Below are 26,163 nucleotides of genomic sequence, written 5' to 3' on the forward strand. Positions count from 1 at the left end.
GCTAAGCTCCTGCGGTATGACGGTGCGGGGTTCCGGCGATGTGACTCCGCCCCCGCTGGCCGAGTCTTTGGCCGTCAACGACGCGGCCAGCGCCGACGACCATCTGGGGTTCGCCCGGTTCGCGGTGCCCCTGGCCGAGTACATCGCCGGCATGCGTCCCAGTCAGACGCCGTGGACCGTCGGCGTCTACGGGGAATGGGGCAGCGGAAAGACGAGCTTCCTCAAACAGGTGAGCGCCGAGCTGACCGACCGCGGTATCGAGCCGGTGTGGTTCAACGCCTGGAAGTACGCCCGCGAGCAGGACCTGTGGAAGGCCCTGATCCAGACGGTTCTCGACCGCGTACGGGTGACCGGCCCGTGGCCGCGCCGCGTCTGGGTGAAATCGCGCATCTGGTTCCGTTCGCTCGATGTCCGCTCCGGTCTGCTCGACCTTTCCCGGAAGCTGCTGGTTCTGCTCTTCCGCGTCGGGCTCATCGCGCTGGGCATCTATATGGCGGCCAGCGTTTTCGGGCCGTCGACCAACCCCGCCGTCAGTAAAGCCTTGCAGGGTCTGCCCTGGCTGCAGGACATTCTCAGCGCGCCCTGGGCCCGGGCGGCCGTCGCGGTCGGCGCGACTTTGGCGGCGAAGCCGGAGTCGTTGTTCAAGCTGTTCGACATCCGTCTCGGCTTCGACCTGGCCGCCTTTCAGAAGCGCCGCAGCTACCGGGAGCAGGTGGCTTTTCTCGAGGAGTTCAGCGCCGACTTCCGCGACATCATCCGGATCGTCTGCCGCGACCGGCCCCTGGTGGTCGTCATCGACGACCTGGACCGGTGCCTGCCGGAGCAGACACTGCAGATCGTCGAGACGATGAAACTTTTTCTCGATGTCGAGGGCTGCGTCTTTCTGGTGGCGGTCGACCGGGACATCATCGAGAACGCGGTCTCCGTCAAATACAAGGACCTGGCCGCGTACGAGGGATTGCTGCGCCGGGTCTCGGAAACGTACTTCGAGAAGATCGTTCAGCTTCCTTTCTCCCTGCCGCCGGTGACGGCGCAGGCGCTGGACAACCTCGTGCGTGCCGTCTCGAACGACGAGGACGTGCACCGTTGCCTGCCTATTCTGCGGGGCAGCCCGCCGTACAACCCGCGGCGGATCAAGCGGGTGGTGCAGACCTTCACCCTGATCAAGAGCCTCGCCGCCAGCGTGTGGCAGGATTCCTCGCCGGTGCCGTCGCTGCTCGCCAAGATCGTGGTCATCCAGGCGCGGTACCGCGACGTCTACGGTGCGGTCGTCGACGACCCGGAGCTGCTGCCCACGTTGGAGCGGATCTACCGTGCGGCCGGTGACGCGGGCGCCGGGGCGCCGGCCGACGCGCGGCAGGCACTGGATCTCGAGCGGGCCCGGGTGTTCCAGACGAGATACCCGGACCTGCCCGCCCTGTTCCGGCAGGAGCTGACCGCCGACGACTCGTTCGCCGGTGTCTCGGCCGGTGACTACCTGTCGTTCGTCCGGGCGGTCGTCCCGGGCGACCCCGCGGCCGACACCCAGGCCGACAGCGGCGTGCCGAGCTTCGCGATCTGGCACGTGCGGGACGACATCGCCTGGGCCGAGTGGATCGCCCGGCAGCTCTCCGACGCGGGCTATCCCGCCCAGTTCGCCGGGCCGGGCCAGCCGCCGCCCAGCGCCGAACCCGCGTACGTCATCGTGGTGTTGTCGCGGCTGGCCGCCGAGACCATCCCGGCCCAGGAGTGGGCGACCGTCCGAGCCGGCGGCAGCCAGGTGATCGTGGCCAAGGTGGGGCCGCTGTCCGTACCGCAACTCCTGGCCGGCCAGCGGGTCGTGGCTGTCGAAGGCCTCGCGGAGCGGGAGGCGCGAGCCTTGCTGTTGAGCGCGCTCGAGCCGCGCCATCGCCGGCCGGCCGACCTGGCCGGCGGCGCCCGGGCCGACACCGGGGACTCGCCGTCCTACCCCGGCCACGGGCTGCGCCTCACCAACGTCTGGCAACCCGCTGTCGGCCGCCTCGTCGAGCGCGGGCAGGTGCACGCCGAGCTGGAGCACCGCCTGCTGGAGATGCGGCGGGAGGACGTGCCGACGGTGTGCGCGCTGATCGGCATGCCCGGGGCCGGCAAGACGGAGGTCGTCCGCGAGTACGCCCGGCGCCACGGCGACGAGTACCAGGTCGTGTGGTGGATCGACGGCACGTCGGCCGCCACCGTGGAGCAGGGCCTGCGCGATCTGGCGGCCGAGCTCGGCGCGCCGTCACGGACCGGCGCGGACACGGTGGCGCTGATCACCGACCACCTGTCGCGGTACCGCCGGTGGTTGCTGATCATCGACGACGCCACCGATCCGGACACGATCCGGCAGTACCTGCCGCTCTCCGGCCGCGGCGACGTGCTCGTCACCTCGCGGCGTCGTGGCTGGTCCGGGTCGGCCCCGTACGTCGGTGTCGAACCGCTCACCCCGGACGAGGCCGTGGAGTTCCTGGCGACCCGGCTGCCGTCCGAGCCGGCCGGCGAACTGGCCGGGCTGGCCGCCCTGCTCGGCCACCTGCCGTCGGCTCTGGACGCGGCGGTGGACTACCTGCGGTTCACCTCGGTGAGCGTCGGCGAGTTCCGGGCCCGGCTCGACTCCGACGAGCGGTGGTTCATCCAGCGCGGCGACCTGGCCCGCAACCTCACGCTGGACACCGCGGGAATCGGCGAGCTGGCTTTCGTGGCGCCGCGCCCCTTCCCCCGCTCGCTGGTCGCCCTGTCCGAGGAATCGCTCGGCACGCTGCAGGAGCACTCCCTCGCCGTCCTGCGGACCGGCACCGTCGAGGTGCACGCCCTGGTCCAATCGGCCGCCCGGTCCGGTCTTTCGCCCGAGCGGGCCCACGGCTTGGTCTCGGCCGCCCTGACCGCCGTCGCCGGCCGGCTGGAGGAGTTCGGCGTGGACCCGGACGAGGGCACCGTGACCGACCATCTGCACGCGCTGACCACGCACGCGGCCCGGCTGGGGACGCCCGGGGACGAGCTTCACGCCGTGCTCGTGGGCGCCGCCCGGCAGCTGGTCGCGCTGGGCAGCCCCGTGCACGCCGGCCGTGTCGCCCGGTCGGCCGCCGACCGGCCGGGCGCGTCCCCGGCGCAACGCCAGGAGGGCCGGGTCGTTCTCGCCGAGGCCCTGATGGAGCTGGGCCGGGCGGACGCGGCCATACCGCTGCTGGACAACCTCGACCTCGACCGGGATCTGCTGGTTCGCGCGTACATCTCGGTCGGCAACCTCAAGGCGGCGCGGACTCTGCAGAATCGCCCGGGCGGCCGTACGGATCTGGCCGGCATGGTGAATGTGGCCGGCATCAACCGCGTCGGATCGCCCCGGGTGGCCCGGCAGGTGCTCGCGCCGACACTCGCGCAGTACCGGGCCGGCCACCCGGACGACGCGCTGGTGGGCCGGGCGCTCGGCACGCTGGCCGGGGTGGCGCTTCAACTGGACGACCGGGACGAGGCACGCCGGCTGTACGAGGAGGCGCTCGCCGTCCAGCGCCTGGTGCTGCGGCCGGGGCACCCCGACATCGCCGAGACACTGCGGGCGTACGCCGCGGTGCTCGCCTCGCTGAGCGAGCTGGAACCGGCCCGGGACAGCCTGCGCGAGGCGGCCGACATCTGGCGCTCCATCGTGGGACCGCACGATCTGCTGGTGACCTCGGTGCGGAATCAGCTGGCCGGCGTGCTCAGCGAGCTCGGCGAGGATCACCAACAAATACCACACCAGTACGTGAACGACACGGGAGTCACATCGGTGTCGCCAGTGGATCGGCTGATCGTCACAAGTCAGCCTTAAGTTGACGTGGTTGCCACGACAGGCGCGGCGGCGCGGACTAGGGTGTGGCCGATGCACGCTACGGATTTGGTCGCCAGCGCGGCCTCGACCTGGGTGAACGGCCGGTTCCCGCATGTGTCCGGGGCCGACCGGTCCCGCCTGCGCGAGCTGTACCGCGCGGACCTGTCCGCTCCGGACTACGACGACGTGCACGCCGCGTTCGCGACGGAATTCCTTCTCGTCAACTTCTTCAAGTGCGCGGCCGTGCTGGATGACGCCCGCCCCGCGGTGTCACCGGTCGTGGTCGACATCGGATGCGGCAGCGGCGCGGCCGCCGCGGCGGCCCTGGCCTACCTGTTCGACGCCGGGGTGCCGGAGGTCGAGGTCCACCTGCTCGACCGTTCGAAGCCGCAGCTCGGCCTGGCGGAGGAGTTCCTGCGCGCGGTGGCGGACCGCCTCGGCGGCGAGCGCCCCTTTCAGGTGAAGATCTCTCCGACCCACGGCGAGTGGCCGACCGACCGGCTACCCTCGATCGTCTCGCCCGCCATGGTGCTGGCCAGCCATGTCCTCACCGAGAACCAGATGCACACGGCGGACTTCCTCGACCGGGCCGTCGACCTGGCCGGCCCTTCGGGGACGGTGACCGTGGTGGAGCGCGCCACCGACCAGCTGTGGTCCATGCTGGACGGCCATCTGGCCGAGAGTGTCCTGGTGCGCCGGACCGGCCGGCGCGACGTCCCGGCGGAAACGGCCAACGGCGATCAGCGGAGCTGGGCCACCCGATGGCTCACCCTGGAACGCAGCGCCCATCCGCAATGCGAGGGCGCCGTACGCGGTTACCTGACGGCCTGGCGCAAGCAGGATCCCGACCGTCTGGCGGCCATCTTCACCGAGGACGCGCTCTACTGGGACAAGCCCTTCCAACCGGCGATTGAAGGTTTGACCGGGATTCGGGAATACTGGCGGACGGAGGTCACCTCCCGGCGGGCCGTGACCGTGGCCGTCGAGTCCGTCGCCTATCGGCTCGACGGGGCACACCTGGAGTGGCGGGCGGTGCTCGATCACGGGAGCGACACCAGCAAGGTGGTGTACGGCTTCATGGTGCTCGAGGTCGATCAGGCCGGAATGATCCGGGAACTTCGCGAGTGTTACCGCTCGCGGGAGGAGTCGCGTGACCCAGCTAGAACTCGACCGGGAGATCGCTGAGAGCCTCGACCGCATTCTGGCCGCGGGGCGCGCTCTTCTCACCTTCTACGAGCCGGCCCGGAAGGCGTTCATCCGCGACACGGTCGCCGTCGACGGTGACGACGCTCCGGTCCTCGGTAAGACGTCCACCTGCCGCGCCTTCATCGCCCTCGTCGAGCTGAACCGTCTGCTGGCCGAGGAGGAGCGGCCGACGCCGCACGGGGTCGGCGCCACGGCGGCCCTGCGTGACGAGATCGGCCCGGTGATCCGGTCGCTCGCCGACGACCACTTCGGGGCCCTGGCCGGCAACCCGTCCCGGGTCCGCGAGTCGCAGAGCAACGGCTACAACATGTTCACCGACGCCCAGGTGCTGCTGTCCACCGTTCTGATCGGGAACGCGCGGCCCCCGGTCCACACCAGCGCCGACCTGCGGGAGCCGATGCTGGAGATCTGGCGGGAGACCGAGGAACGCCTCCGGGAGTGGGAAGGCGGCAAGATCACCGGGCGGGACCCGACGCACGACTTCATCACCCTGCACGCGGTCCGCGCGGGTGACGCGGTCGGACTGGCCCGCGACGCGCCGCAGCAGTGGTGGCCGGAGCTGAGCACCCGGGTCCGCCGATCCATCCTGGTCCAGCTGGGCCGCCACTCCGCGGGCATCACCTCCCAGTTCGACCCGGCCGAGCTCGCCTTCAGCGTGGCGCTCCTGCACCGCTTCGAGTCACCCGACTACCGGCCGATCGTGGACCGGAGCCTGGCGGTGATCGCCGGGCAGCAGACCGAGGACGGTTCCTGGCCGTCGTCGCGCATGATCTCCGCCGGGGGCGGCCCGCAACTGCTGTTCGTGGCCAGCTTCGAGGTCGCGCTCACCCTGGCCGAGTTGCTGATCGGCAAACTCGACCGGGGCGACCTCGGCGGGATCGACGTGCTGTTGTCAGTGCTGCGCAAAGCGTTGCAGCTGGTGGAGAACACGTTCATGCGGTCGGGGTCCCGGTCCGGCTGGTGCAACGATCGGGCGCGCTCGCCGGGACGGCTCGAGTCGTGGGCGACGGCGGTCGTACTCCAATTCCTGATCCGCTACCGCGACGCCCTTGTCCGGCTGCGCCAGGAACGCGTCCTGTCCCGATACAACGTCGCGTTCGGTCACCACACCGATTTCCCGTGGCCCGATCTGGCCTTGACGCTCGGTGTGCTGACCCGTCCCGACGAGCAGATCCTGGAACGCGTCTCCGACCCGACCGACGCCGGCAACCTGGCCCGGTCGCTGCGGCGGCACTTCATCGAACCGGTCAACGCCAACCCGGTGCAACGTCCGGCGGCCACGTCGCTGCTCCTGCCCGGGCCACCCGGCACGCGCAAGACCAGCCTGGTCCAGCTCGTCGCCCGCACCCTGGACTGGCCGCTGCTGACCCTCACGCCGGCCGACTTCCTCCGGCAGTCCCAGCGCGACCTCGACGTGCTGGCCACCGACTCGCTCTTCAGCGATCTGATGCGGCTGCGCCGCGTCGTCGTGCACATCGCCCAATGTGAGGACGCCCTGCGCCGGCCGTCCGGACCCGAATCGCTCAGCCGGCGCAGCCTCGGCAACGGGCTGTTCAACCGCCTGCATCAACTGCGGCAGAACCGGTGGGTGCTGGTCTTCACGAGCCCCAACGAGCTGCGCGAGAAGCTCGATCCCCGGGTGGCCAATTCCAACCACTTCGACTTCGTGCAGGAGATGCACAACCCCCCGCTCGTCGCCCAGCGCCGGTACTACAAGTCGCGTACGCCCGATCCGGCCGTGCAGACCGCGCTCGAGCGGGCGTTGTCCGATTACGCGGGCCGCGGCCGGAACAACAACGAGCCGGACCGGACCGAAGTGACCTTCGCGCTGCTCGACGACCTCATGGGCCGGATCAAGGAGGACTCCCGCCTGCGCGACAGCCGGGTCCTGCTGCGGCTGATCCAGCAACTAGCCGTCTCGGGACCGCCCGACCTGCCGCTGGACGAATGAGCCGCGGTCTGGTCGCCGACGTGCCGGGCACCGTCACCGTCGGCTGCGGGCTCGAAGTGCCGCCGGCGTCCACCTCGGCCTGGCCGAGCCGATCGAGCGGCTCGGCGGCATGCCGGGCAGCGTGGTGACGCCGGACAAGGTGGCCGCGGCGGCCTCGCCGCGCCGGGAACTGGCCGCGCGCCACGTCGATTGATTGCCATCGATTGGGTTAGCTATTACGGTGTTCGCACAGGCGCGGTGCCGACGGCACTGAGTGGGCGCGCTCTTCCCTTCCGAGGTAGGTCATGAAGAGACTCGCCGCCGCGCTGGTGGCTGCCGCCGTGTCCGTGCTGTTCTTCGTCGCTCCCGCGTACGCCGCGGCCGGCCTGCACATCGTGGGCCGCGACATCGTCGAGGCCAACGGGCAGACGTTCGTCATGCGGGGCGTCAACCACGCGCACGCCTGGTACGCCAACCGCACGAACTCCATCGCCGACATCAAGGCCGCCGGCGCCAACACCGTACGGGTGGTGCTCAGCGGCGGCCGGTGGACCGCCAACACGGCCGCCGACGTCGCCGGCGTCATCGCGCTGTGCAAGGCGAACAAGCTGATCTGTGTGCTCGAGGACCACGACACCACCGGGTACGGGGAGGACGCCGCCGCGTACACCCTGGACCAGGCCGTCGACTACTGGATCAGCCTGAAGAGCGTCCTGCAGGGGCAGGAGGACTACGTCGTCATCAACATCGGCAACGAGCCGATCGGCAACACCAACCCGGGCCAGTGGACGGCCGCCACCGTGGCCGCGGTGCAGAAGATGCGCAGCAACGGCTTCCAGCACCTGCTCATGGTGGACGCGCCCAACTGGGGTCAGGACTGGCAGTACGTCATGCGGGACAACGCCCAGACCGTCCTCAACGCCGACACGCAGAAGAACACCGTGCTGTCGATCCACATGTACGCGGTCTTCAACCAGCCCTCGTCCATCACGAGCTACCTCGACCTGTTCGAGAGCAAGGGCTGGCCGCTGGTGATCGGCGAGTTCGGCTGGCAGTTCGCCGGCGGCGAGGTCAGCGACGAGACCGTGCTGGCCGAGGCGGTCAAGCGCAACCTGGGCTATCTGGGCTGGTCGTGGTCGGGCAACACCGATCCGATCCTCGACATGACGACGAACTTCGACGCGAACCAGCTCACCACCTGGGGCCAGCGCATCGTGAACGGCCCGAACGGCCTCAAGGCCACCGCGAAGCAGGCCACCATCTTCGGCGGCACGACGCCGACCACACCGCCGACCACACCGCCGACCACTCCCCCCACGACGCCGCCGGCCTCTGTGGGCTGCTCGGCCGCGTACTCGATAACCGGTCAATGGCAGAACGGCTTCCAAGGTGAGGTCAAGGTGACGGCGGGCAGCGCCGCCGTGAAGAGCTGGACCGTCACCTGGACGTACGGCAACGGCCAGACCGTCACCCAGGCCTGGAACGCCACCGTCTCCAGCAGCGGCCCGACCGTGACCGCCCGCAACGTCAGCTACAACGGCGCTCTCCCCGCCGGCGGCAGCGCGGCGTTCGGCTTCCTCGGCTCCTGGTCGAGCTCCAACACCGTACCCACGCCGACCTGCTCCGCCACCTGACGCGTCGACCCGCGGGGACGGGCGCGGCGCCCGTCCCCGGACCTCGCCGCCCATGGATCTTCATGATCATGTTTTGATGGCGGCGGGGAGGAACGACATGACGACACACCGCGTCGTGGCCGTCCGCGAGGACGGTCACTGGCTGGCCGACGAGCCGCCCGTCAGAGCCAAGAATCTGGCCAGGCTGGAGACTCTGATCCGGGCCGCTCTCGGCGACGCTACCGGCGAGATCGAGTGGGAGATCCGCACGGGCGACGACGCGCTCGACCGCGAGACGGCCGAGCTGCGCGCCGAACGCCGGCGGATTCTCGCCGAGGAGCGGGAGCTGATGGCCCGCACCGAGCGGCTCGTCCGTGAACGGGTCAGCGACTGGACCACCCGCGACCTGGCGAAGCTGATCGGCATGTCACCACAGCGGATCTCGCAGATCAGCCCGAGGTGACACCGTCGCCGGCGGCGCTCAGGTCGCCGGCGACGGCTCGCCCGGCTGTACGGGGTCGTCGGGCAGCTCGGGCTCGGGTTCGGGTTCCGTGGACGGCGTGGGTGGATGGTCGCTCAGCTGTTCGCGGATGTACGCCCAGACGACCGCGATCACCGCCGCCACCGGCACCGCCAGCAGGCTGCCGACGATGCCGGCCAGGCTGCCACCCAGGGTCACGACCAGCAGGATCACCGCCGCGTGCAGGCCCAGGCCCCGGCTCTGCACGATCGGCTGGAAGACGTTGCCCTCCAGCTGCTGCACGGCCAGGATGATGGCGAGCACGATCAGCGCGTCGGTCAGCCCGTTCGACACCAGCGCGATCAGCACCGCGACGAAGCCCGCGAAGACGGCGCCGACGATCGGCACGAACGCCGACACGAATGTCAGCACGGCCAGCGGCAGCACCAGCGGCACGCCGACCGCCCACAGGCCGAGGCCGATGAAGACGGCGTCGAGCAGGCCCACGAACGCCTGCGACCGGACGAAGGCGCCGAGCGTGTCCCATCCGCGCTGGGCGACCACCGGGACGTCCACCGACAGGCGGCCCGGCAGCTGACGCGACAGCCACGGCAGGAACTTCGGGCCGTCCTTGAGGAAGAAGAACATCAGGAACAGCGCCAGCACCGTGGTGACCACGCCGTTGACGACAGTGGTGACCGTGCCCAGGGTGACGTTGACGATGCTGCCGGCCCGGCTCTGGATCTGCGCGATGGCCGCGTCGAAGGCCTGGGTGATGTCGTCGTCGCCGATGTTCAGCGGCGGGCCCGAGGCCCAGTCGCGCAGCCGCTGGATGCCGTCGACCACGCCGTCGGCCAGCTGACCGGACTGGCTGGCCACCGGCACCGCGATCAGCACGATGATCCCGGCCGCGACGGCCAGGAACAGCACCGTGACCACGGCCGCGGCCAGCGCCGGCGGGAAGCGGAGGCGGTTGCGCAGCAGACGGGTGACGGGCCAGGTCAGTGTGGTCAGCAGCAGCGCCACGACGATCGGCCAGATCACCGACCAGGCCTTGCCGAGCAGCCACAGGGCGACGTACGACGCCGCCAGCACGAGCAACGTCTGCGCCGACAGCAGCGCGCTCGTCCGCAGCGCGGACCGGGCTTTGTCGGCATTCAGCTTGGCAGGCATGCCGATCACCTTAGAGACACCCGGTCCCCGCCGCCCGCCGCCCGGGCGAATGTCGCCCGGGCACGGCGGCCCGGATCGTTCAGTCCAGGTCGCGGCCCGCGCCGTTGGAGACGCTGTCGAGCTCCTGGAGCTGCTGCTGGACGTGCTGGCCGAGGGCCTGCTGGTAGGTGCGGGCCAGCTGGCCCAGCCGGTCGATCTCGTCGAGCAGGGCGTCGCGCTTCTCGTCGATGCTGGCCAGGGCGTCGCTGTGGTTGCGCCGGGCGTCGGCCTCGATGTTGTCGGCGGCCAGCAGGGCGTCGCCGGTGATCTGCTCGGACTGGGTGCGGGCGTTGCCGAGCAGCGAGTCCGCCTCCTGCTGGGCGTCGCGCATGTGGTCGTCGGCGGTGCGCTGGGCCATCATCAGCACGGCCGAGAGCCGGTCGTCCTTTTCGGCCGGCGGCGGGGTGGCCGGGCGCTCGGTGCGGGCGCGCTCGAGCTGCGACTGCACGCTGCGCGCGTTCTGCTCGGCGCGGGCCCGGGCCTCCTGCATGCGGCCGAGCTGGGTGGTCAGGGCCTGAAGCTCCGCTTCCAGGGCGCGGTTGCCGGCCGGCGGGCCGGACGGGCCGGGGCCGAGGCCGCCGCCGTTGCGCTGCACCTGGTCCGACAGGGCGCGGTTCTCCTCGATGAGGCGGATGAGCTCCTGCTCGACCTCGTCGAGGAACGCGTCGACGTCCTCCTCGTCGTACCCCCGCTTGCCGATCGCAGGCTTCTTGAACGCCATGTTGTGAATGTCGGCTGGAGTGAGTGGCATCGTTTCCCTCGGATCCCTGCGGCAAGACCGTGCGGGGACGAATCCTACGCATGAACTTTGGGAGACTGTCGGCGGTGGCACGTTGTTGTGTCATCTCGGAGGAGAAAGGAATCCCCGTCGTGGCGACCGCCGACGATGTCCGCCGCCTGGCGCTCTCCCTGCCGCACGTCGTCGAGATCGACAGCGACGGCTTCGACTTCCGCGTGGCGAACAGGGGCTTCGTCTGGTCGTACCCGGAGCGGGAACCGGGAAAGTCACGCGTGATCCGCACGGATGTGGCAGTCCTCTACGTGGGTGACGAGGCCGAGAAACAGGCCCTGTTGCTGGGTGAGCCCGACCTGTTCTTCACGACCCCGGGCTACGACGGCCTTCCATTGGTGATGCTCCGGTTACCGATTGTTGATGTGGCGCGGCTCACTGAACTCGTCACCGACGCTTGGCGGATGCGCGCGCCGTCCGAGATCGAATCCGAGCTGGGTTAGGCCCGGGCGTGCAGGGCCGTCACGGCGGCCCGGGCCGACACGAAGGCGCCGTGTTGCCACGCGACCGTCTGGCTGAGCCAGTCCCCCGCGAAGTGCACTCGGCCGGCGGGCTCGCGCAGCAGGGCGAAGGCCGGGCTGCCGTACGGCGGCGCGGCCCAGGCGCCCTCCAGGTGGGGGACGCGGCTCCAGCTCACCGAGAAAGACGACATCGCTTCCGTACGGTACTTGGCGCCGTGAATCCGCTCACCGAGCGACAGCGCCCGTTCGGTGCGGTCGTGCGGGGCCAGTCGGGCGTACGTCTCCGCGTCCGTCCCGAAGTTGTAGTAGCCGACCAGGACGCCGCGCGCGGCGTGGAAGCCGGACGACGGGTACCAGATCTGCCGCAGGTCGAGATCGGTGTCGGTGGCGCCGCCGTAGACGCCCAGATCGGACTCCCACCAGCGGCTGCGGTACTCCAGCCCGATCTTGCCGGCGGGGAACGGGGTGAACGCCCTCAGCGCCGTGGTCACGTCGTCGCCGAGGTTGTGCGGCAGCCGGGCCATGAGGTGCGGCGGCATCGTGGCCACGCAGTAGTCAGCGGTGATCATCCGCTCGCGGCCGTCCTGCCGGTAGCGGACCTCGACCCCGCCGGGCCGGTCGGCGACCGAGGTGACCACGGCGCCGAGCCGGATCCGGTCCGCGCCGACCGCCCGGGCGAGCGCCATCGGGATCCGGTCCATGCCGCCGACCGGCTGGAACATCGGCATGGCCTGGTCAAAAGCGAGATCGAAGCCGAGGTACGCCCCGACGCCGCTCCGCAGGACGTCGGACAGCGACGCCGGCCCGTCGAGCGGGACCCCGCCGTCCACGCCCGGATAGGTGGCGAAGCCGCGGTCGGGTCCGCCCTGGTACTCGCCGTCGTCGGTGAGCCGCCCGAAGTCGCGGAGGAACTCCAGCAGCTCGTCGCGCCCGCCGCCGGCCAGCTCGGCGTCGAGACCGCCGGAACGCGTGACCCGGGTGAGCAGCTGCGAGACGTACCCGAAAAGATCGGCCCGGGCCGTGCGGAAGCGGACTCCGGGGCCGCCGGCGCCGGTGTGGATGAAGGCGTCCGCGTTGGAATTGACGAAGACCTCGATGGGCACGCCCAGCTCACGGCAGTAGTCGAGGGTGACCATCCAGGGCGCGATGCGCGCCGCGCCGGCGTTGAAGTACGTGCCGTACGCGAAAGAAGCTCGTTGGGTGTGCCCGTCGAGATCGGTCTCGGTGTCGCCGCCGCGGATCGTCAGCACCCGTCCGCCGGGTTTGTGCCGAGCCTCCAGCACGGTGCAGTGGTAGCCGGCTTTGCCCAGCTCGTAGGCGCTGGTGAGCCCGGCCACGCCACCACCGAGGACGACCACCGACCGGCCGGCGCCGGTCCGCGACGGCGGCGTGAAGGCGGCGCCCTCCGAGGCGGCCAGCGCGGCCAGCAGCGCGCCGCCCGCGCCGGCCTGGAGGAGACGGCGTCTGGTCAGTCCGTCCACCCGGCCAGTGTGTCGGGCCCTCGCCACCGGTTCAAGCGCCGGCCAGGGACTCCTGGAGGCGGCGCCACTCCCGTTCCCGGCCGATGTCGGCGCGGTGGCCGGCATTCCGGCTGTAGGACTCGATCGCCCTTCCGAGGAACGCGGCGTCGACCCCGGTGACCGGAATGCTGTGCGTGCCGAGGGGCCACAGCCCACGCCGGCGTACCAGCTCGGGCCGGCCGAAGGTGAGAGTGAGCCGGCTGCGCCGCACCTCGGCCAGGGCGGGCAGCGCGTCCCACGGCACGACGAGGCTCCCGAACGGCCGGCGGGCCTCGATCCCGCCGGGCCGCAGCCGGACCATCGGCGACCGCCAAGCCACCACCGCCAACAGCAGCAGTGCGAGCACCCCGAACGACCAGGCCCCGGCATGCGCGTGGACCTCACCTCCGACCCAGGCGCTGCCCAGAGCGATCAAGCCGGGCAGCAGGACGACGGCGGAGACGTCGGCACCGGTCTCGAAAGCCGGCACCCCCGGGCGCGTCAGCAGCACTCGCGGCTGCGGCGAGGCATAGGCGACGACGCTGACCACGACCGACACCAGTAACACGGCGAGAATCACGGGGAAAACCGCAAATACGAAATCGTCCCCGAAACTCACCAAGCCACAGCCGACGGCGACGGTGGCCCCCATGAACAGACGTCGCCGGCGGTCGAACAGCAGCATGATCCTGAGCAGCACCCGGGCAGGCTACACGCCACCGGCTTCAGCGCATTTCCACAGCGTAGGCCGCCTCCCGCACCTCCGGAGACGGGTGGCCGCGGAGTGTGAACAGCACCTGCTGCCACGGCTCGGTCCAGCGGCGAACCCGGTCGCGCACCAACGCCACCGCGAACAGCCCGGCGGCCAGGTCGGCCCGGCCGGCCAGGTGCCCGGCCGCCGCGCGAACCACCTCGGGATCGGGAGCGGCCAGTCCCCGCTCGTTGAGCACCTCGGCCACGGCGACGGCCGCCACCGGCCGGGCGGCGCACCGATCGGCGAGCTCGTCCAGCTCGGTCCAGGGCAGCAGGGCGGCCAGCAGGGTGAGACCGACGGTGGCGAAGCCCGGCTGGGCGGTCAGCCACCGGGCCACCCCGGCCAGCGGCACACGGTCCGCTCCGGCGGGCGCGTTCCGCGACCATCCGGCAGCCGCCTGGGCCAGCATTTGCACGCGGCGGCGGGCGGGCCGGTCCGCGCCCGGCCGGCCCGGGTGCTGGTCGTCCGCGTCCTGGCCGATCAGGTTCACCAGAACCGCACGGGCCGCCCGCTCATCAAGCAACGGCAACAACCCGGAGGCGTCCGTGACGGCGACCCGCTGCCCAAGGTCGCCGAGACGGTCCATGACCAGGTCCCGTACGCCGTCGGCCCACCGAGCCCACGAGGGCAGCGCGAGAAACGCCTCCCGCTCGCCGCCCCGGCACATGGCAACGATCAGTTCTGCGTAGCGACGCCGATACCGCTCGGCAACCGTCGCCGGATCCGCCGCCAGCACGGCCCGGCGCTCCTCCCGGCTCCCACCGCCCGCCAGAGCTCCCACACGGCCGGAGACCTCGGTCGAGACCCCGCCCCCGGCGGCAGCAGCCCCGACTCCCGCAACGCTGGATTCGGCAACCCCAGGTTCCGCAGTCCTAGGTTCCGCGGCTCCAAGCTCGTCCGTCCCAGGTTCAGCGAACCTGGGTTCGGCAGTTCCGGCGGCGGTGGCAGAGGTGGGCGTCGCGGAACCGGTGGCGGTAGCAGAGGTGGCGGAACCGGTGGCGGTGGCGGTGGCGGTGGCGGTGGCGGTGGCGGTGGCGGTGGTGAGGATAGTCCAGCTCTCGGGGGCTTCCAGGCGCTGGCGGGCGGCGGCCACGATGGCTGCCCGCACGTCGCGGTGGGTGCCGGGGTGGATGTAGGTGTCCAGAAGCGCCGCCATCACGCTCGGCGGGCCGTACCGGGCGAGGACCCGGGCCGCCTCCTTGCGGCTGGTGACCCCGGTCTCGGCTGTCAGCACGCCGCCGAGCAGGGCCGGTAACCGGGACGGCTCGACGGTGGCGGCGGCCCGCGCGACGGCGTACATGGCCACCCGGGCCCGGTCGCCGTTCGCGTGCTCCAGCAGCTCCGACAGTGCCTCATCGGGGCGGTCGGTCCAGATGAGAGCGCCCAGCGCCGCCTCCGCGACCACCACCTCGGACGCGCCTGTGTGCCGGCGCACCAGGTCGCGGCCGGGGCCGGGGACCCGGGCGGCGACCCGCACGGCGTACGCGCGGGTCTGCACGTTCTCGGCGCCGTCGTCGATGACGGCTTCCAGGAGCTCGGTGAAGCGGGCGCGCTGACGGGGCAGCCACCGGTCGGCGTGCCGGGGCGGCGCGGGCACCCAATGCCGCCCGGCCTCGATCAGGCGGCCTTGAACGGGAGCGCGCAGCGCACGGTCGATCAGGTCGGTGCGGGAGGTGGCGATGACGTCCCACACGACGGGCACCGCGACCATCGAAGGGTCGGCGTCGAGCACCGCCGGCACCCGGGCGGCGCGGTGCCTGGGGTCGGCCAGCCACGATGAGGCGGCCTGTCGCGCGACCCACTCCGAGGTGCCGGGGGCTGTCGCCCGGAACAGCAGCTCCTGCAGCCCTGGAACGTTTCGGGCGCGCCGGCCGAGGGCGGCGGTGAGCCCGAACAGCGGCCCGAAGTCGCCGCGGTCCATGGACGTGACGACCCAGTTCCGGAGGCGGTCGAAGACCATCGTCTCCTGACCACGCCGCAGCGCCTGGTCGAAGCGCCGCAGCACCGGCACGGGCGACACCCGGCCGGCCTGGTCGATGGCGTGCAGGGCCCAGTCGCGCAGTTCCGGTACGCCGACGTGGTGCTGGAGGACGTCCGCGGCGAGTGAGGCGAGCGCGCTCGTCGTCTCCCGGGAAGCGTCGCGCGCCTCGACCGCGTCGGTGGTCAGCCGGGTCAGTCCGGCCGCGGTGGCGGGGGTGAGCAGCCGGGCCACGCCGGCCAGGGCGCTCAGTGCGGCCGCCCGCACCGGGTCCTGCTCGTTGCGGAGACGCCCGAGCCGGTGGACGAGCTCGGCCACCACCCGCGGGTCCCGCGTGCGGCGCGCGGCCGAGACGAGCAGGTGGTACGCCCGGGCCCGCTCGGCGGCCAGCCCGGAGCGCAGACCCGCCTCCAGGGCCGCCGACGCCTCCGGCCAGTTCAGGTAGGCGCTCCAGGTGAGCACGTGGGTCTCGTTGTCACGGATCTTGGGCAGGCTCAGCACCCGGACCGCCTCGCGGACCCGGGGACCGGCCGGCAGCACCGCCATGACCGTGTGGGCGACCAGGCCCCCGGACCCGGCCCCGGACCGCTCGAAGAGGCCGCCGCGCCGGGCCGGGGGAAGCGCGCGAAGCAGCGCGGCGAAACCACGCGGATTGTCGCGCATGGCCACTGCCACGGGCAGGAGGTCGTCGTCGGGCAGGACGGCCAGCGCGCGGAACAGCCGGGGGGTCAGCTGCTGCCCGGCCCGAGCCGAGAGCCGGCCGGGCGTGGCCAGCAGCCGGGCGACACGCGCGGGATCGTGCACGGCGAGCGCGCCCGAGCCCGGCGTCCAGGACGCCGGCGCGTACCGCTCGGCCAGATCGAGGAACGCCGCTGGGTCGCACCGGCTCTCGAGCGCCGCGACCTCGTGGTTCCACAGGTCGTCCCGGTGCTCGGGCGCGGCCGCCGCGAGCCGCTGTCCCGCGCGGTCCAGAGCCGGCCCGGGATGCCGCCGGGCCAGGGCGGCCAGGGTGATCGTGTGTTCCACTTCGGGCAGCAGATCGCGGACCACCGACGCACTGCACGCGGGCAGGATCGCCGCTACCTCCCGGTCGCCCCAGTAGGGGCGCACCTCGGCGATCAGCGCGTCAGCGGTGGCGCTCAGGCGCCGCTGCCGGAGTGTGCGGTAGACCCGCCGCCGCTCGGCCGCCGGCAGGTCCACCACGCTGTCGAGGCGCCCGGCCCGCAGCGCCGCGTCGATCGCCTCGGACCGGATCGACGGCTGCGGGTCGCGCGTCGCGGCCACGATGGCGTCGTCGTCCCGTACGACCATGGCCGCGACCAGCGCGAGACGCCGCTCGTAGTCGTCGCCGCCGCGCAGCTCGGCGCCGACCGCGGCCCGGTCCGGAGCGGACTGGGCCCAGGCGGCCAGGCGCTTCATCCGTACCCCGTACGGCAAAGGTTCGAGCGACGTCAGCAGTTCCCGGGTGGCGGCCAGCATGTCGATCATTGTGCCCGCCCGGCCATCACATGACGTTATGTGGCAAGTGAGGGGTGACACAGGCGTCCGGGGCGCACGTACATTACTTCGACAGCCGTCTATCGATGGAAGGAGTCCGGCGTGCGCATCCGCATCGTCGTCGCTTCGCTTGCCACCGCCCTCACCGGTGCCCTGGCCGTTCCGTCCGCCGCCGCGGCGGCCGAGGATCCCTCCACCAACATCATCGGCGGCGGGACGGTCTCGTCCGCGCCGTGGGCCGCCGCCGTGCTCAGCAACGGCAACTTCACCTGCTCCGGCACGATCATCTCGGCCAACTACGTGCTCACCGCGCGGCACTGCATCAGCGGCACGATGTCGGTGCGGGTCGGCAGCGTCAACCGGACCTCCGGCGGCACCACCCGGGCCGTGACCAGCACGGCCACCCGGTACGACCTGGCCCTGATGCGGCTGGCCAGCCCGATCACGACGTCGTACATGCCGCTGTCCGGCGCGTACCCGCCGGTCGGCTCGACGAACAACATCTACGGCTGGGGCATGACCTGCTACAGCGGGTGCAGCGCGTCGACCACGCTGAAGACGGCGACGGTCCAGGTCACCTCGACCAACCAGACCGACGCGTACGGCGGTCGCGCCATCGCAAGCACGCGGATCAACGGCAACGCCTGGCGCGGCGACTCGGGCGGCCCGCAGGTCTACAACGGCGCCCAGGTCGGCGTGGCCTCCACCGCCGACGGCACGAGCCGCCAGTACTACGGCAGCGTGGCGTACAACCGCGCCTGGATCCAGTCCACGGCCGGCGTCTGATCAGAACGCCGTCGGGCGAGCCCCGGGTGGGGCTCGCCCGTTCCGATCGCTCGCTCTGCGCCCTGGCCAGACTACGAATCGTCGATATTATGAATCCGAAAGTCGTCGCGGAATCACGCGGCGTCATTCGGCTTGACTAACGGTTCGGGACCATATATCTGTTCTGACGGCGATCAGCGCGGCCTCACGGAGGCTATAGCCAAACAGTGAGGAGCTCGGCGTCCATGGCGGCAAAGGCCACGTTGGGGGAACGCGGGCAGGGTCCGAAAAAGACGCCGAAACGCCGCAAGTTGCCGTTATGGACCAAACTGCTCACCGCGTTCGGTGCGGTTCTCCTGGTCGTCGGCGCCGGCGGTCTGATCTCGGTGAAGTACTTTCTCAACCAGCTCACCAGTAACATCCAGACGACGTCGACCGTGCTGGGCTCGGCCGGCCTGAGCAACCAGGCCGTCGCGGCGGGCAAGATGCCCGAGGGCGCGATGAACATCCTCATGCTGGGCCTGGACACGCGGACCGGCTGGGAGGAGAAGGGCGAGCTGTCCCGCTCCGACACGATGATCATCCTGCACGTGACGAAGAATCACGACCAGGCGTACATGATCTCGATCCCGCGCGACGCGGTCGTCGACATCCCGGCCGACAGCGAGCTCGGCTTCCGCGGTTCGACCGAGAGGATCAACAGCGCCTACGCGTACGGGTCCAGGGACGGCAAGGGCTGGCAGGGCGGCGCGAAACTCGCCACCAAGACGGTCAACAAGCTGACCGGCATCGAGTTCGACGGGATCGTCGTCATCGACTTCGGCGGCTTCAAGGGCATCCTCGAGGCCATGGGCGGCGTGCACATGTGCGTCGACAAGCGGATGTGGTCCAGCCACTACATCGTCGTCGACGGCAAGGTGAAGTACGCCGAGGGCGCCGACCCCAAGAGCCCGCCGAGGAACGCGCTGTGGTTCGAGAAGGGCTGCCGCAACATGCAGCCGTGGGAGGCGCTGGAGTTCTCCCGCCTGCGGCACTCGACGAACGGTGACTACGACCGTCAGCGTCACCAGCAGCAACTGCTGCGGGCCATGATGAAGAAGGCGACCAGCGGCGGCATCATCAGCAACCCGAACAAGGTCTCCAAGATCCTGGCCGCGGCCGGCACCTCGCTGCGGATGGACACCCACGGCGTACCGGTCACCGACTTCATCTTCGGCATGAAGGGCCTGGCCGCCGGCGACCTGATTCCGATCAAGACCAACGGCGGCACGTTCGCCCCGGCGACCTCCAGCGGCGGCGAGGGCATCAGCCAGGCCACCAAGGACCTGTTCAAGGCGACCGCCGACGACAAGCTCCCGGCCTTCCTGGGCCGCCACCCCGAGATGCTGATCAACGATCCAGCCACGTCCTGAGAAAAAAGAGGGCCCGGCGTGAACGCCGGGCCCTCTTTCTATGTCCAGACGGGTTTCCGGGGCGCGGGCAGGCCCGTCTCCTCCTCGCAGCGGGCCAGGATCTCGTCGAGCGGCGGCCCCATGTCGAAGACCGGCAGCTCACCCCGGTCCGCCTGCCGCAGCTTCGCCGTCTCGGCGGCCACCACCCGCCCGGCCTCGTCGACCACGACGCCGTAGCGGCGGGCGCCCTCGCGGGTGACCAGGCCGCGCCGCACCTCCTTGGCCACCAGCTCCGGGTCGCGGGCCAGCGGGTCGCCCCAGCCGCCGCCACCCCACGTGACGAAGTGCAGCACGTCGCCCGGGGACACCGGCACGTCGTGGCACTTGCTGGGCAGCACCTCGCGGCCGCCGGCGGCCCGGTCGATCCACTTGCGGCCGCGGGCGCCCGGCTCACCACCGTTGACACCCCACGGATAGGTCAGCCACCGGTCGTCGTGGATCGCGATCGTCCCCGGCTCGAGGAAGCGGTAGGCGACGTCGACGCCGTTGCCGCCGCGGTGCAGTCCGGCACCGCCGGTGTCGGCCACCGTCTCCCATTTCTCGATGCGCAGCGGATAGTACGACTCGAGGAACTCGCACGGAATGTTGACGAAACTCGGCCACAGCGAATGCCCGTCCGGCCCGTCGCCCAGCGGCCGGCCCGGAATGCCGCCGAACCCGATCGAATAGAGCTGGAACCACTCGCCTTTACGGTCGCCCCCGGAATAGTTACCGGAATACATGAAATGCGGCGACGAGGAGAATCCGGCCGCGTTCAACAGGGCCGGATTGGTCTGCCCCAGCAGGCCACCGAACAGGTCGAACACCCGCCCGATGCCGTGGTTGCGGGCGTTCAGCGCGGCCGGATGCCTCGGTTTCCAGTACGACCCGTCGGGAATCGTCACGTCGACCAAGGGGTAGAAGCCGTCGTTCCACAGGATCTGCGGATCGGCCACCGTGATCATGTAGATGCCGAAGAACATCCGGGCCAGATTCTCGTTCAGGTAATAGTTCACCGGGCCGATCGCCTGCGGTGACGACCCCCGGAAATCGAGGTGCACCCGGTCGCCGGTGCGGGTCAGGGACAATGTCAGCTCGTACGGGCCGAAGCCCACCCCGTCGTCGCAGATGTAGTCGGTGAACGAAAGGGTCCGGCCCTCCTCGAACACGACGTGCAGCAGCGTCTTCATGGCGTCGTAGTTGCGCTGGAGCAGGGCGTCCAGGGCCGAGAGGTACGTGGCCACGCCGAACCGGGCGCACATCTCGCTCACCCGCCGCGCCGCCGTCCGGCAGGCCGCGACCAGCCCGTTGAGGTCGGCCCGGTTCCAGTCCGGCACCCGGACCTGGTTGAGGATGATGCGCAGCGCGTCCTCGTTGAGCCGGCCGCCGTCGTACAGCTTGAAGGGCGGAATGACCACACCCTCCTCGTAGATCGTCCGGGCGTCGGTCGGCATCGAGGACGGCGTCTTGCCGCCGACGTCGGACATGTGCCCGAACATCGACGCCCAGCCGACGACCCGGCCCTCGACGTAGATCGGCAGGACGACGAGCCAGTCGTTGGCGTGGCTGATCGCCGCCCCGCACGCGTACGGGTCGGACGTGAGCAGGACGTCGCCCTCGCGGATGTCACCGGCGAAGCCGGCCAGGAAGTCGGGGATGGAGAGCCCGAACTGGCCGACCACCATCCGCCCGGCCGGGTCGGCGATCAGCGGGAACTCGTCGTGCTGCTCCCGGATGCCGGGCGAGAGCGCCGTACGGAAAAGGACCTCGTCCATCTCGTAGCGGGCGTTGCGCAGCCCGTTCTCGACCAGGTCGAGGGTGACCGGGTCGACGTCGGTGGTCGCGAGGGGCCCGGTGGAGGTCTCGACGATGCGTGCCATTCAGCCCTCCGGGCTCTCGGTGGGACGGATCAGCAGGCTGCCGCTGGGGTCGGTGACCGCGGCGTGGCCGGGAAGGATCAGGGTGGTCGAGTCCATCTCGGTGACGATCGCCGGTCCCGGTACGACGTCGCCGGCCTTGAGCTTGAGACGGTCGTAGAGGGCGGCGTCGACGAAGTGGCCGTCGACGTAGATCCGGGTCTCGCCGGTCCGCGCACCGGCCGGGTCGCCGTCGCCCTTCTCCAGGTGGATCGGCGTCACGCGCGGGCGCTCACCGGTGACGGTGGCCCGGGCGTTCACCAGCTCGTGGCCGACGTCGAGGGTGAAGGAGAACAGCCGCTCGTGCTCGGCGTCGAAGCGCGCGGCCAGCCCGGCCGGTCCCTCGCCGAGCTCCACGGTCACCGGCAGCTCGTTGCCCTGGCCGACGAACCGGACGTCGGCCGAATAGGTCACCCGGGTCGTCGTGATGCGCCGGGAAGCCGCTTGGGCCAGCTCCTCGAAGATCCCGGCGAATTCCGAAGGGGTCAGGTCGCCGAGGCGGCGCAGGACGGTCCGGGCGGCCTCGTCGCGGGCCGAGGTGGTGGCGTCGCCCAGCGCGCAGAGCACGCCCGGCGAGGGCGGCACGATCACCGGCCAGGCCCCGGTGAGCCGGCCGATCGCGTTGGCGTGCAGTGGCCCGGCGCCGCCGAAGGCGACCAGCGCGAAGTCCCGCGGGTCGTAGCCCTGCTGCACGCTGACCAGGCGCAGGCCGCCGAGCATGTTCTCGTTGACGATGTCGACGATGCCGGCCGCGGCCGCCTCCACGCTGGGCAGGCCCATGGCGTCGGCGATCGATTGCACAGCCGTGCGGGCCGCCTCGCGGTCGAGCGTGATCTCGCCGCCGGCCAGTGCCGTCGGCAGGTAGCCGAGCACCACGTTGGCGTCGGTCACGGTGGGTGCGTTTCCGCCCTTGCCGTACGCGGCGGGGCCCGGCTCCGCCCCGGCCGACTGCGGTCCGACCCGCAGCGCGCGGGTCAGCTCGGGCACGTGGGCGATCGAGCCGCCACCGGCGCCGACCGTACGGACGTCGACCGCCGACGCCCGTACCGTCAGGTCCCCGACCTTCGTCTCTCGCCCGATCCGCGCCTGGCCCTCGCGGACCAGGGCCACGTCCGTCGAGGTGCCGCCCATGTCGAAGGTCAGCAGCTCCTTGTGGCCGGACTGCTCGGCCACCCACACCGCTCCGGTGACGCCGCCGGCCGGGCCCGAGAGCAACATCGTCACCGGCGCCGCCGTGGCCGCCTCGGCCGCGGTGAGACCGCCGTCGCTGCGCAGGATGGACAGATCGGTGTTGATCTTGGATGAGAGGTTCGCGACATATCGGGCCACCTGCGGCTGGACGTAGCCGTTGGCGACAGTGGTCAGCGCCCGTTCGTACTCGCGCATTTCGGGCAGAACGACGCTGGAGAGCGAAACTTGGACGCCGGGGATCTCCTCAGCCGCCAATGCGGCGAGCCGGCGCTCGTGCGTGTCGTTGGCGAAGGCGTTGATCAGCGCGATCGCCAGAGCCTCGATGCCCTGATCCTTCAGCTTTCGGAGGGCGATTCGGGCCTTCTGCTCGTCCAGTTCGGTGACGACGGTGCCATCGCTGGCGATGCGGCCCGGGACCTCGACCGTGTTCTCCAGCTCCGCGAGGGGCTCGGGCTTGGGCCAGATGATCCAGCCGGCCAGTCCGCCCGGCACGAACGAGCGGGCGATCTGCAGAACCTGACGGAAGCCCTCGGTGGTGACCAGCCCGACGGTGGCGCCCTTGCGCTCCAGGATCGCGTTGGTGGCCACCGTCGTGCCGTGCAGGACGTGCCGGATGACCGCCCGGTCCACGCCCGCCTCGGCGCAGACCTTGGCGATGCCGTTCAGCACGCCCGCTGATTGATCGCTCGGCGTCGAAGCGGTCTTCGCCCGCCACGTCGAACCTGATTCCTCGTCGACCAGCAGCACATCGGTGAAGGTGCCGCCCACATCTACGCCGAGCCGATAGGACATGGTCCTCCTTAAATGATCTTTTCTTGGCGCAGGTTCGCGCGCTCCGTTTCCTCGAGGCCGAGAAGGCCGCCGTAGATCTCGTCGTTGTGCTCGCCGAGCGCCGGGCCGGCCGAGCGCACCCGGCCCGGCGTCTCGGACAGGCGCGGGGTGGCGTTCTGCATCGGCAGCTCGCCGAAGTCGGGGTGGGGCACGGTCACGATCGCCTCGCGCGCGGCGAAGTGCGGGTCGGCGAACATGTCCTTGGCCCGGAAGATGCGCCCGGCCGGCACCCCGGCCGCGTGCAGGGCGGTCAGCAGCTCCTCGGCCTTGCGGGTGGAGGTCCACTCGGCGATGAGCGTGTCGAGCTCGGCCATCGCGGCGCCCCGGGCCCCGTGGGTCGCGTAGCGCGGATCGGTGGCCAGGCCGGGTTGCTCCATGACGGTGACCAGCCGGCCGAACACGCTGTCCTGGTTGGCCGCGATCAGGATGAGGTCGCCGTCGCCGGTCGGGTAGACGTTGCTGGGCGACACATTGGGCAGGGTGGCGCCGGTGCGCTCGCGCTGATAGCCGGCGATCGCCCACTCCGGCAGCAGCGACTCCATCATGGCCAGCACGGCCTCGTAGATGGCGGAGTCGACGACCTGGCCGCGCCCGGTCCTCGTGCGGTGGTGGATCGCGGTCAGGGTCCCGAGGCAGGCGTACGTGGCGGCGAGCGAGTCGCCGAGCGAGATGCCGGCCCGCACGGGCGGGCGCTCGGGCTCACCCATGACGTACCGGATGCCGCCCATGGCCTCGCCGATCGAGCCGAAACCGGCCCGGCCGGCGTAGGGGCCGGTCTGGCCGTAGCCGGTGACCCGGGTGACGACCAGGCCCGGGTTGGTCTTCCAGAGCGTGTCGGGGGCGAGGCCCCAGCGCTCCAGGGTGCCGGGCCGGAAGTTCTCGACCACGATGTCGGCGGTGTCGATCAGCCGCCTGATCAGGGCCTGCCCCTCGGGCCGGCGCAGGTCGCAGGTCACCGACTTCTTGTTGCGGGCCACCACCGGCCACCAGAGCGACTTGCCGTGCGGCTTCTCCCGGCCCCACTCGCGCATCGGATCGCCCTTGGCCGGGTCCTCCACCTTGATCACTTCGGCCCCGAAGTCGCCGAGCAACTGACCGCAGAACGGACCGGCGAGCAACTGACCGAACTCGACGACGCGCAGATCGTCCAGCGGCAACGTCATCGCACACCCACCATGGTCGCCCGGGCGTTGTACAGGTGGGACCGCATCACGGCCTCGGCCCAGTCGCCGTCGCCGGCGCGGGCGGCGGCCACCATCTCGACGTGGTGGTGCAGGCTGCGGTGCAGCGCCTCGGGCGTGTAGTTGTGGAAGTTCTGGTGGACGACCGGCGCGTGGGTGACGCCGCGCAGCGCGTCGGCCAGCGGGCGGGAACCGGCGGCCTCGATGAAGATGCTGTGGAAGCGGCGGTTCAGCTCGACCAGCGCGTCCCGGTCGCCGGCCTCGATCATCTCGGTGGCGAGCGCGTCGAGCTCGTCGAGCTGCTCGGGGCTGAGCGCCGGAACGGCCTGCTGGACGGCGTACGGCTCAAGCCGCAGTCGAAGTTCGAAGATCTCGCGCAGTTCCTCGTCGGAGCGGCTCACGACGCGGGCGCCGCGGTGGGGCTGGATCTCGACGAGGCCCTCGGCCGCCAGCCGGGTCAGCGCCTCGCGGATCGGCGTGCGGCTCACCGACAATCGGCCGGCGAGCTCCACCTCCCCCAGCCGCGCGCCGGACGGGATGGTCCCCGCCAGGATCTCCTGCCGCAACGTCTGTGCCGCCTGCTCCGCCGCCGCCCGCACCGAACCCCCCTCGCCGTGAATGTATGCAATCTTGGCGAGGGGGGCGGGTGTTACGCAAGAGGCGGCCAGGGTTTGTATACAACTCAGCGGAGCGCGGGCAACACCTTGCTGCCGAAGGCATCGATGAACGGCGTCAGGTTCTGCCCGACGTGGTGCAGGTAGATCCGGTCGAAGCCGAGCTCGGCGTACCGGCGCAGCAGCTCGGTGTGCTCCTCCAGGTCGGCCGAGATGTTGACGACCTTCGCGACCTGCTCGACCGTGACGTTCGCGGAGATGACGTCGAAGTGCTCCACGGTCTCGGCGTCCCAGCAGACCGGCGGCGGGAAGATGTTGCTGCGCCACTGGTCGTAGGCGATCTGCTCGGCCTCCTCCCGGGTGGGCGCCCAGCTCAGGTGCACCTGAAGGCAGACCGGCCCGGTGCCGCCGGCGCCCCGGTAGGCGTCGATCATCGCGCGCAGCTGCTCCTCGGGCGCGTTGACGGTGACCAGCCCGTCGGCCCACTTGGCACACCACGCGGCCGTCTTGGTGCTGACCGCGGCCCCGATCAGCGGCGGCGCCTGCTCCGGCCGCGTCCACAGCCGCGCCCGGTCCACGGTGATGATCCCGTCGCGGGTGACCTCCTTGCCGGCCAGCAGGTCACGGATGACGTCGACGCAGGCCAGCAGCCGCGCCTCCCGCACATCCTTGCGGGGCCACTCGCCACCGACGACGTGCTCGTTGCTGTATTCACCGCTGCCGAGGGCCGCCCAGAACCGCCCCGGGTACATCGAGGCGAGCGTCCCCATGGCCTGCGCGATGATCGCCGGGTGGTAGCGCTGCCCCGGCGCGTTCACCACACCGAACGACAGGTTGGTCGCCTGCAGCGCCGCCCCGAGCCACGACCAGGCGAACCCGGACTGACCCTGCCGCGCGCTCCACGGCGAGAAGTGATCAGAACACATGGCTGCCTCGAACCCCGCTTGCTCCGCAGCGACCACGGCGGCCAGCAGCTCGGCGGGCGGGATCTGCTCATGAGAGGCATGGATTCCGTAGACCGTCATGCCCCTCG

18 protein-coding genes are annotated in these 26,163 nt (G+C 71.1%); 8 read left to right on the forward strand and 10 right to left on the reverse strand.

Going from position 1 to position 26,163, the window contains the following annotated elements:
- Window positions 1-16: 16 nt before the first annotated feature.
- The 5 genes from ACGFJ7_RS14165 (at window position 17) to ACGFJ7_RS14185 (ending at window position 9,014) form a co-directional block, all read left to right on the forward strand.
- Window positions 17-3,802: a P-loop NTPase fold protein gene (locus tag ACGFJ7_RS14165; RefSeq protein ID WP_392642401.1), complete on the forward strand. Its 3,786-nt coding sequence runs from the start codon at window positions 17-19 to the stop codon at window positions 3,800-3,802.
- A gap of 51 nt (window positions 3,803-3,853) precedes the next feature.
- Entirely contained in the window at window positions 3,854-4,987 is a 1,134-nt protein-coding gene (locus tag ACGFJ7_RS14170) for a nuclear transport factor 2 family protein (protein WP_360257166.1), read from the forward strand.
- Window positions 4,953-6,959, forward strand: coding sequence for an AAA family ATPase (locus ACGFJ7_RS14175; protein ID WP_360257168.1), 2,007 nt, complete (start codon window positions 4,953-4,955; stop codon window positions 6,957-6,959). The genes ACGFJ7_RS14170 and ACGFJ7_RS14175 overlap by 35 nt, the downstream gene beginning before the upstream one ends.
- Before the next feature lie 284 nt (window positions 6,960-7,243).
- Entirely contained in the window at window positions 7,244-8,572 is a 1,329-nt protein-coding gene (locus ACGFJ7_RS14180; protein WP_392642403.1) for a cellulase family glycosylhydrolase, read from the forward strand.
- 97 nt (window positions 8,573-8,669) lie between these two features.
- Window positions 8,670-9,014, forward strand: a complete 345-nt coding sequence (locus ACGFJ7_RS14185) for a hypothetical protein (RefSeq protein WP_392642404.1) — start codon at window positions 8,670-8,672, stop codon at window positions 9,012-9,014.
- 18 nt (window positions 9,015-9,032) lie between these two features.
- Here ACGFJ7_RS14185 and ACGFJ7_RS14190 read toward each other — a convergent pair whose 3' ends face one another.
- Together ACGFJ7_RS14190 and ACGFJ7_RS14195 are read right to left on the reverse strand one after the other, a co-directional pair.
- Complete coding sequence (locus ACGFJ7_RS14190; RefSeq protein WP_360257173.1) at window positions 9,033-10,184, reverse strand: AI-2E family transporter; 1,152 nt, start codon at window positions 10,182-10,184, stop codon at window positions 9,033-9,035.
- A gap of 79 nt (window positions 10,185-10,263) precedes the next feature.
- Window positions 10,264-10,944, reverse strand: a complete 681-nt coding sequence (locus ACGFJ7_RS14195; protein WP_392642405.1) for a DivIVA domain-containing protein — start codon at window positions 10,942-10,944, stop codon at window positions 10,264-10,266.
- 149 nt (window positions 10,945-11,093) lie between these two features.
- On the opposite strand from ACGFJ7_RS14195, the gene ACGFJ7_RS14200 reads away from it, so the two are divergent.
- Window positions 11,094-11,456 carry an MmcQ/YjbR family DNA-binding protein gene (locus tag ACGFJ7_RS14200; RefSeq protein ID WP_179855631.1) on the forward strand — a complete coding sequence of 121 codons (363 nt, stop codon included), beginning with the start codon at window positions 11,094-11,096 and terminating at the stop codon, window positions 11,454-11,456.
- On the opposite strand, the gene ACGFJ7_RS14205 is transcribed toward ACGFJ7_RS14200, so the two are convergent.
- Genes ACGFJ7_RS14205 through ACGFJ7_RS14215 form a run of 3 tightly spaced genes read right to left on the reverse strand, consistent with a single transcriptional unit; the run spans window position 11,453 to window position 17,184 of the window.
- Window positions 11,453-12,955, reverse strand: coding sequence for a flavin monoamine oxidase family protein (locus ACGFJ7_RS14205; RefSeq protein ID WP_392642406.1), 1,503 nt, complete (start codon window positions 12,953-12,955; stop codon window positions 11,453-11,455). The two genes, ACGFJ7_RS14200 and ACGFJ7_RS14205, sit on opposite strands and share 4 nt — an antisense overlap.
- A gap of 31 nt (window positions 12,956-12,986) precedes the next feature.
- Entirely contained in the window at window positions 12,987-13,673 is a 687-nt protein-coding gene (locus tag ACGFJ7_RS14210) for a hypothetical protein (protein ID WP_392642407.1), read from the reverse strand.
- A 25-nt stretch (window positions 13,674-13,698) separates the two neighbouring features.
- The gene (locus tag ACGFJ7_RS14215) at window positions 13,699-17,184 is read right to left on the reverse strand and encodes a hypothetical protein (protein ID WP_392642408.1); all 3,486 of its coding nucleotides are present in this window, start codon (window positions 17,182-17,184) and stop codon (window positions 13,699-13,701) included.
- Window positions 17,185-17,304: 120 nt separating this feature from the next.
- Between ACGFJ7_RS14215 and ACGFJ7_RS14220 the strand changes: the two genes are divergently transcribed.
- The gene (locus tag ACGFJ7_RS14220) at window positions 17,305-17,988 is read left to right on the forward strand and encodes a S1 family peptidase (RefSeq protein ID WP_392642409.1); all 684 of its coding nucleotides are present in this window, start codon (window positions 17,305-17,307) and stop codon (window positions 17,986-17,988) included.
- 224 nt (window positions 17,989-18,212) lie between these two features.
- A complete protein-coding gene (locus ACGFJ7_RS14225) occupies window positions 18,213-19,379 on the forward strand; it encodes an LCP family protein (protein WP_360257188.1) in 1,167 nt (388 codons plus the stop codon).
- Between the two features lie 38 nt (window positions 19,380-19,417).
- On the opposite strand, the gene ACGFJ7_RS14230 is transcribed toward ACGFJ7_RS14225, so the two are convergent.
- The 5 genes from ACGFJ7_RS14230 to ACGFJ7_RS14250 form a co-directional block, all read right to left on the reverse strand.
- The gene (locus ACGFJ7_RS14230; protein ID WP_392642410.1) at window positions 19,418-21,277 is read right to left on the reverse strand and encodes a hydantoinase B/oxoprolinase family protein; all 1,860 of its coding nucleotides are present in this window, start codon (window positions 21,275-21,277) and stop codon (window positions 19,418-19,420) included.
- Window positions 21,278-23,296: a hydantoinase/oxoprolinase family protein gene (locus tag ACGFJ7_RS14235; protein WP_360257193.1), complete on the reverse strand. Its 2,019-nt coding sequence runs from the start codon at window positions 23,294-23,296 to the stop codon at window positions 21,278-21,280.
- Window positions 23,297-23,304: 8 nt separating this feature from the next.
- The gene (locus ACGFJ7_RS14240) at window positions 23,305-24,498 is read right to left on the reverse strand and encodes a CoA transferase (protein ID WP_360257195.1); all 1,194 of its coding nucleotides are present in this window, start codon (window positions 24,496-24,498) and stop codon (window positions 23,305-23,307) included.
- Window positions 24,495-25,115, reverse strand: coding sequence for a GntR family transcriptional regulator (locus ACGFJ7_RS14245; RefSeq protein WP_360257197.1), 621 nt, complete (start codon window positions 25,113-25,115; stop codon window positions 24,495-24,497). The genes ACGFJ7_RS14240 and ACGFJ7_RS14245 overlap by 4 nt, the downstream gene beginning before the upstream one ends.
- A gap of 83 nt (window positions 25,116-25,198) precedes the next feature.
- On the reverse strand, window positions 25,199-26,155 hold the full coding sequence (locus tag ACGFJ7_RS14250) for a TIGR03885 family FMN-dependent LLM class oxidoreductase (RefSeq protein ID WP_360257200.1): 957 nt from the start codon (window positions 26,153-26,155) through the stop codon (window positions 25,199-25,201).
- Window positions 26,156-26,163 lie beyond the last annotated feature (8 nt).

It is taken from the genome of Actinoplanes sp. NPDC048988 (assembly GCF_043197815.1).
Lineage (GTDB): Bacteria > Actinomycetota > Actinomycetes > Mycobacteriales > Micromonosporaceae > Actinoplanes.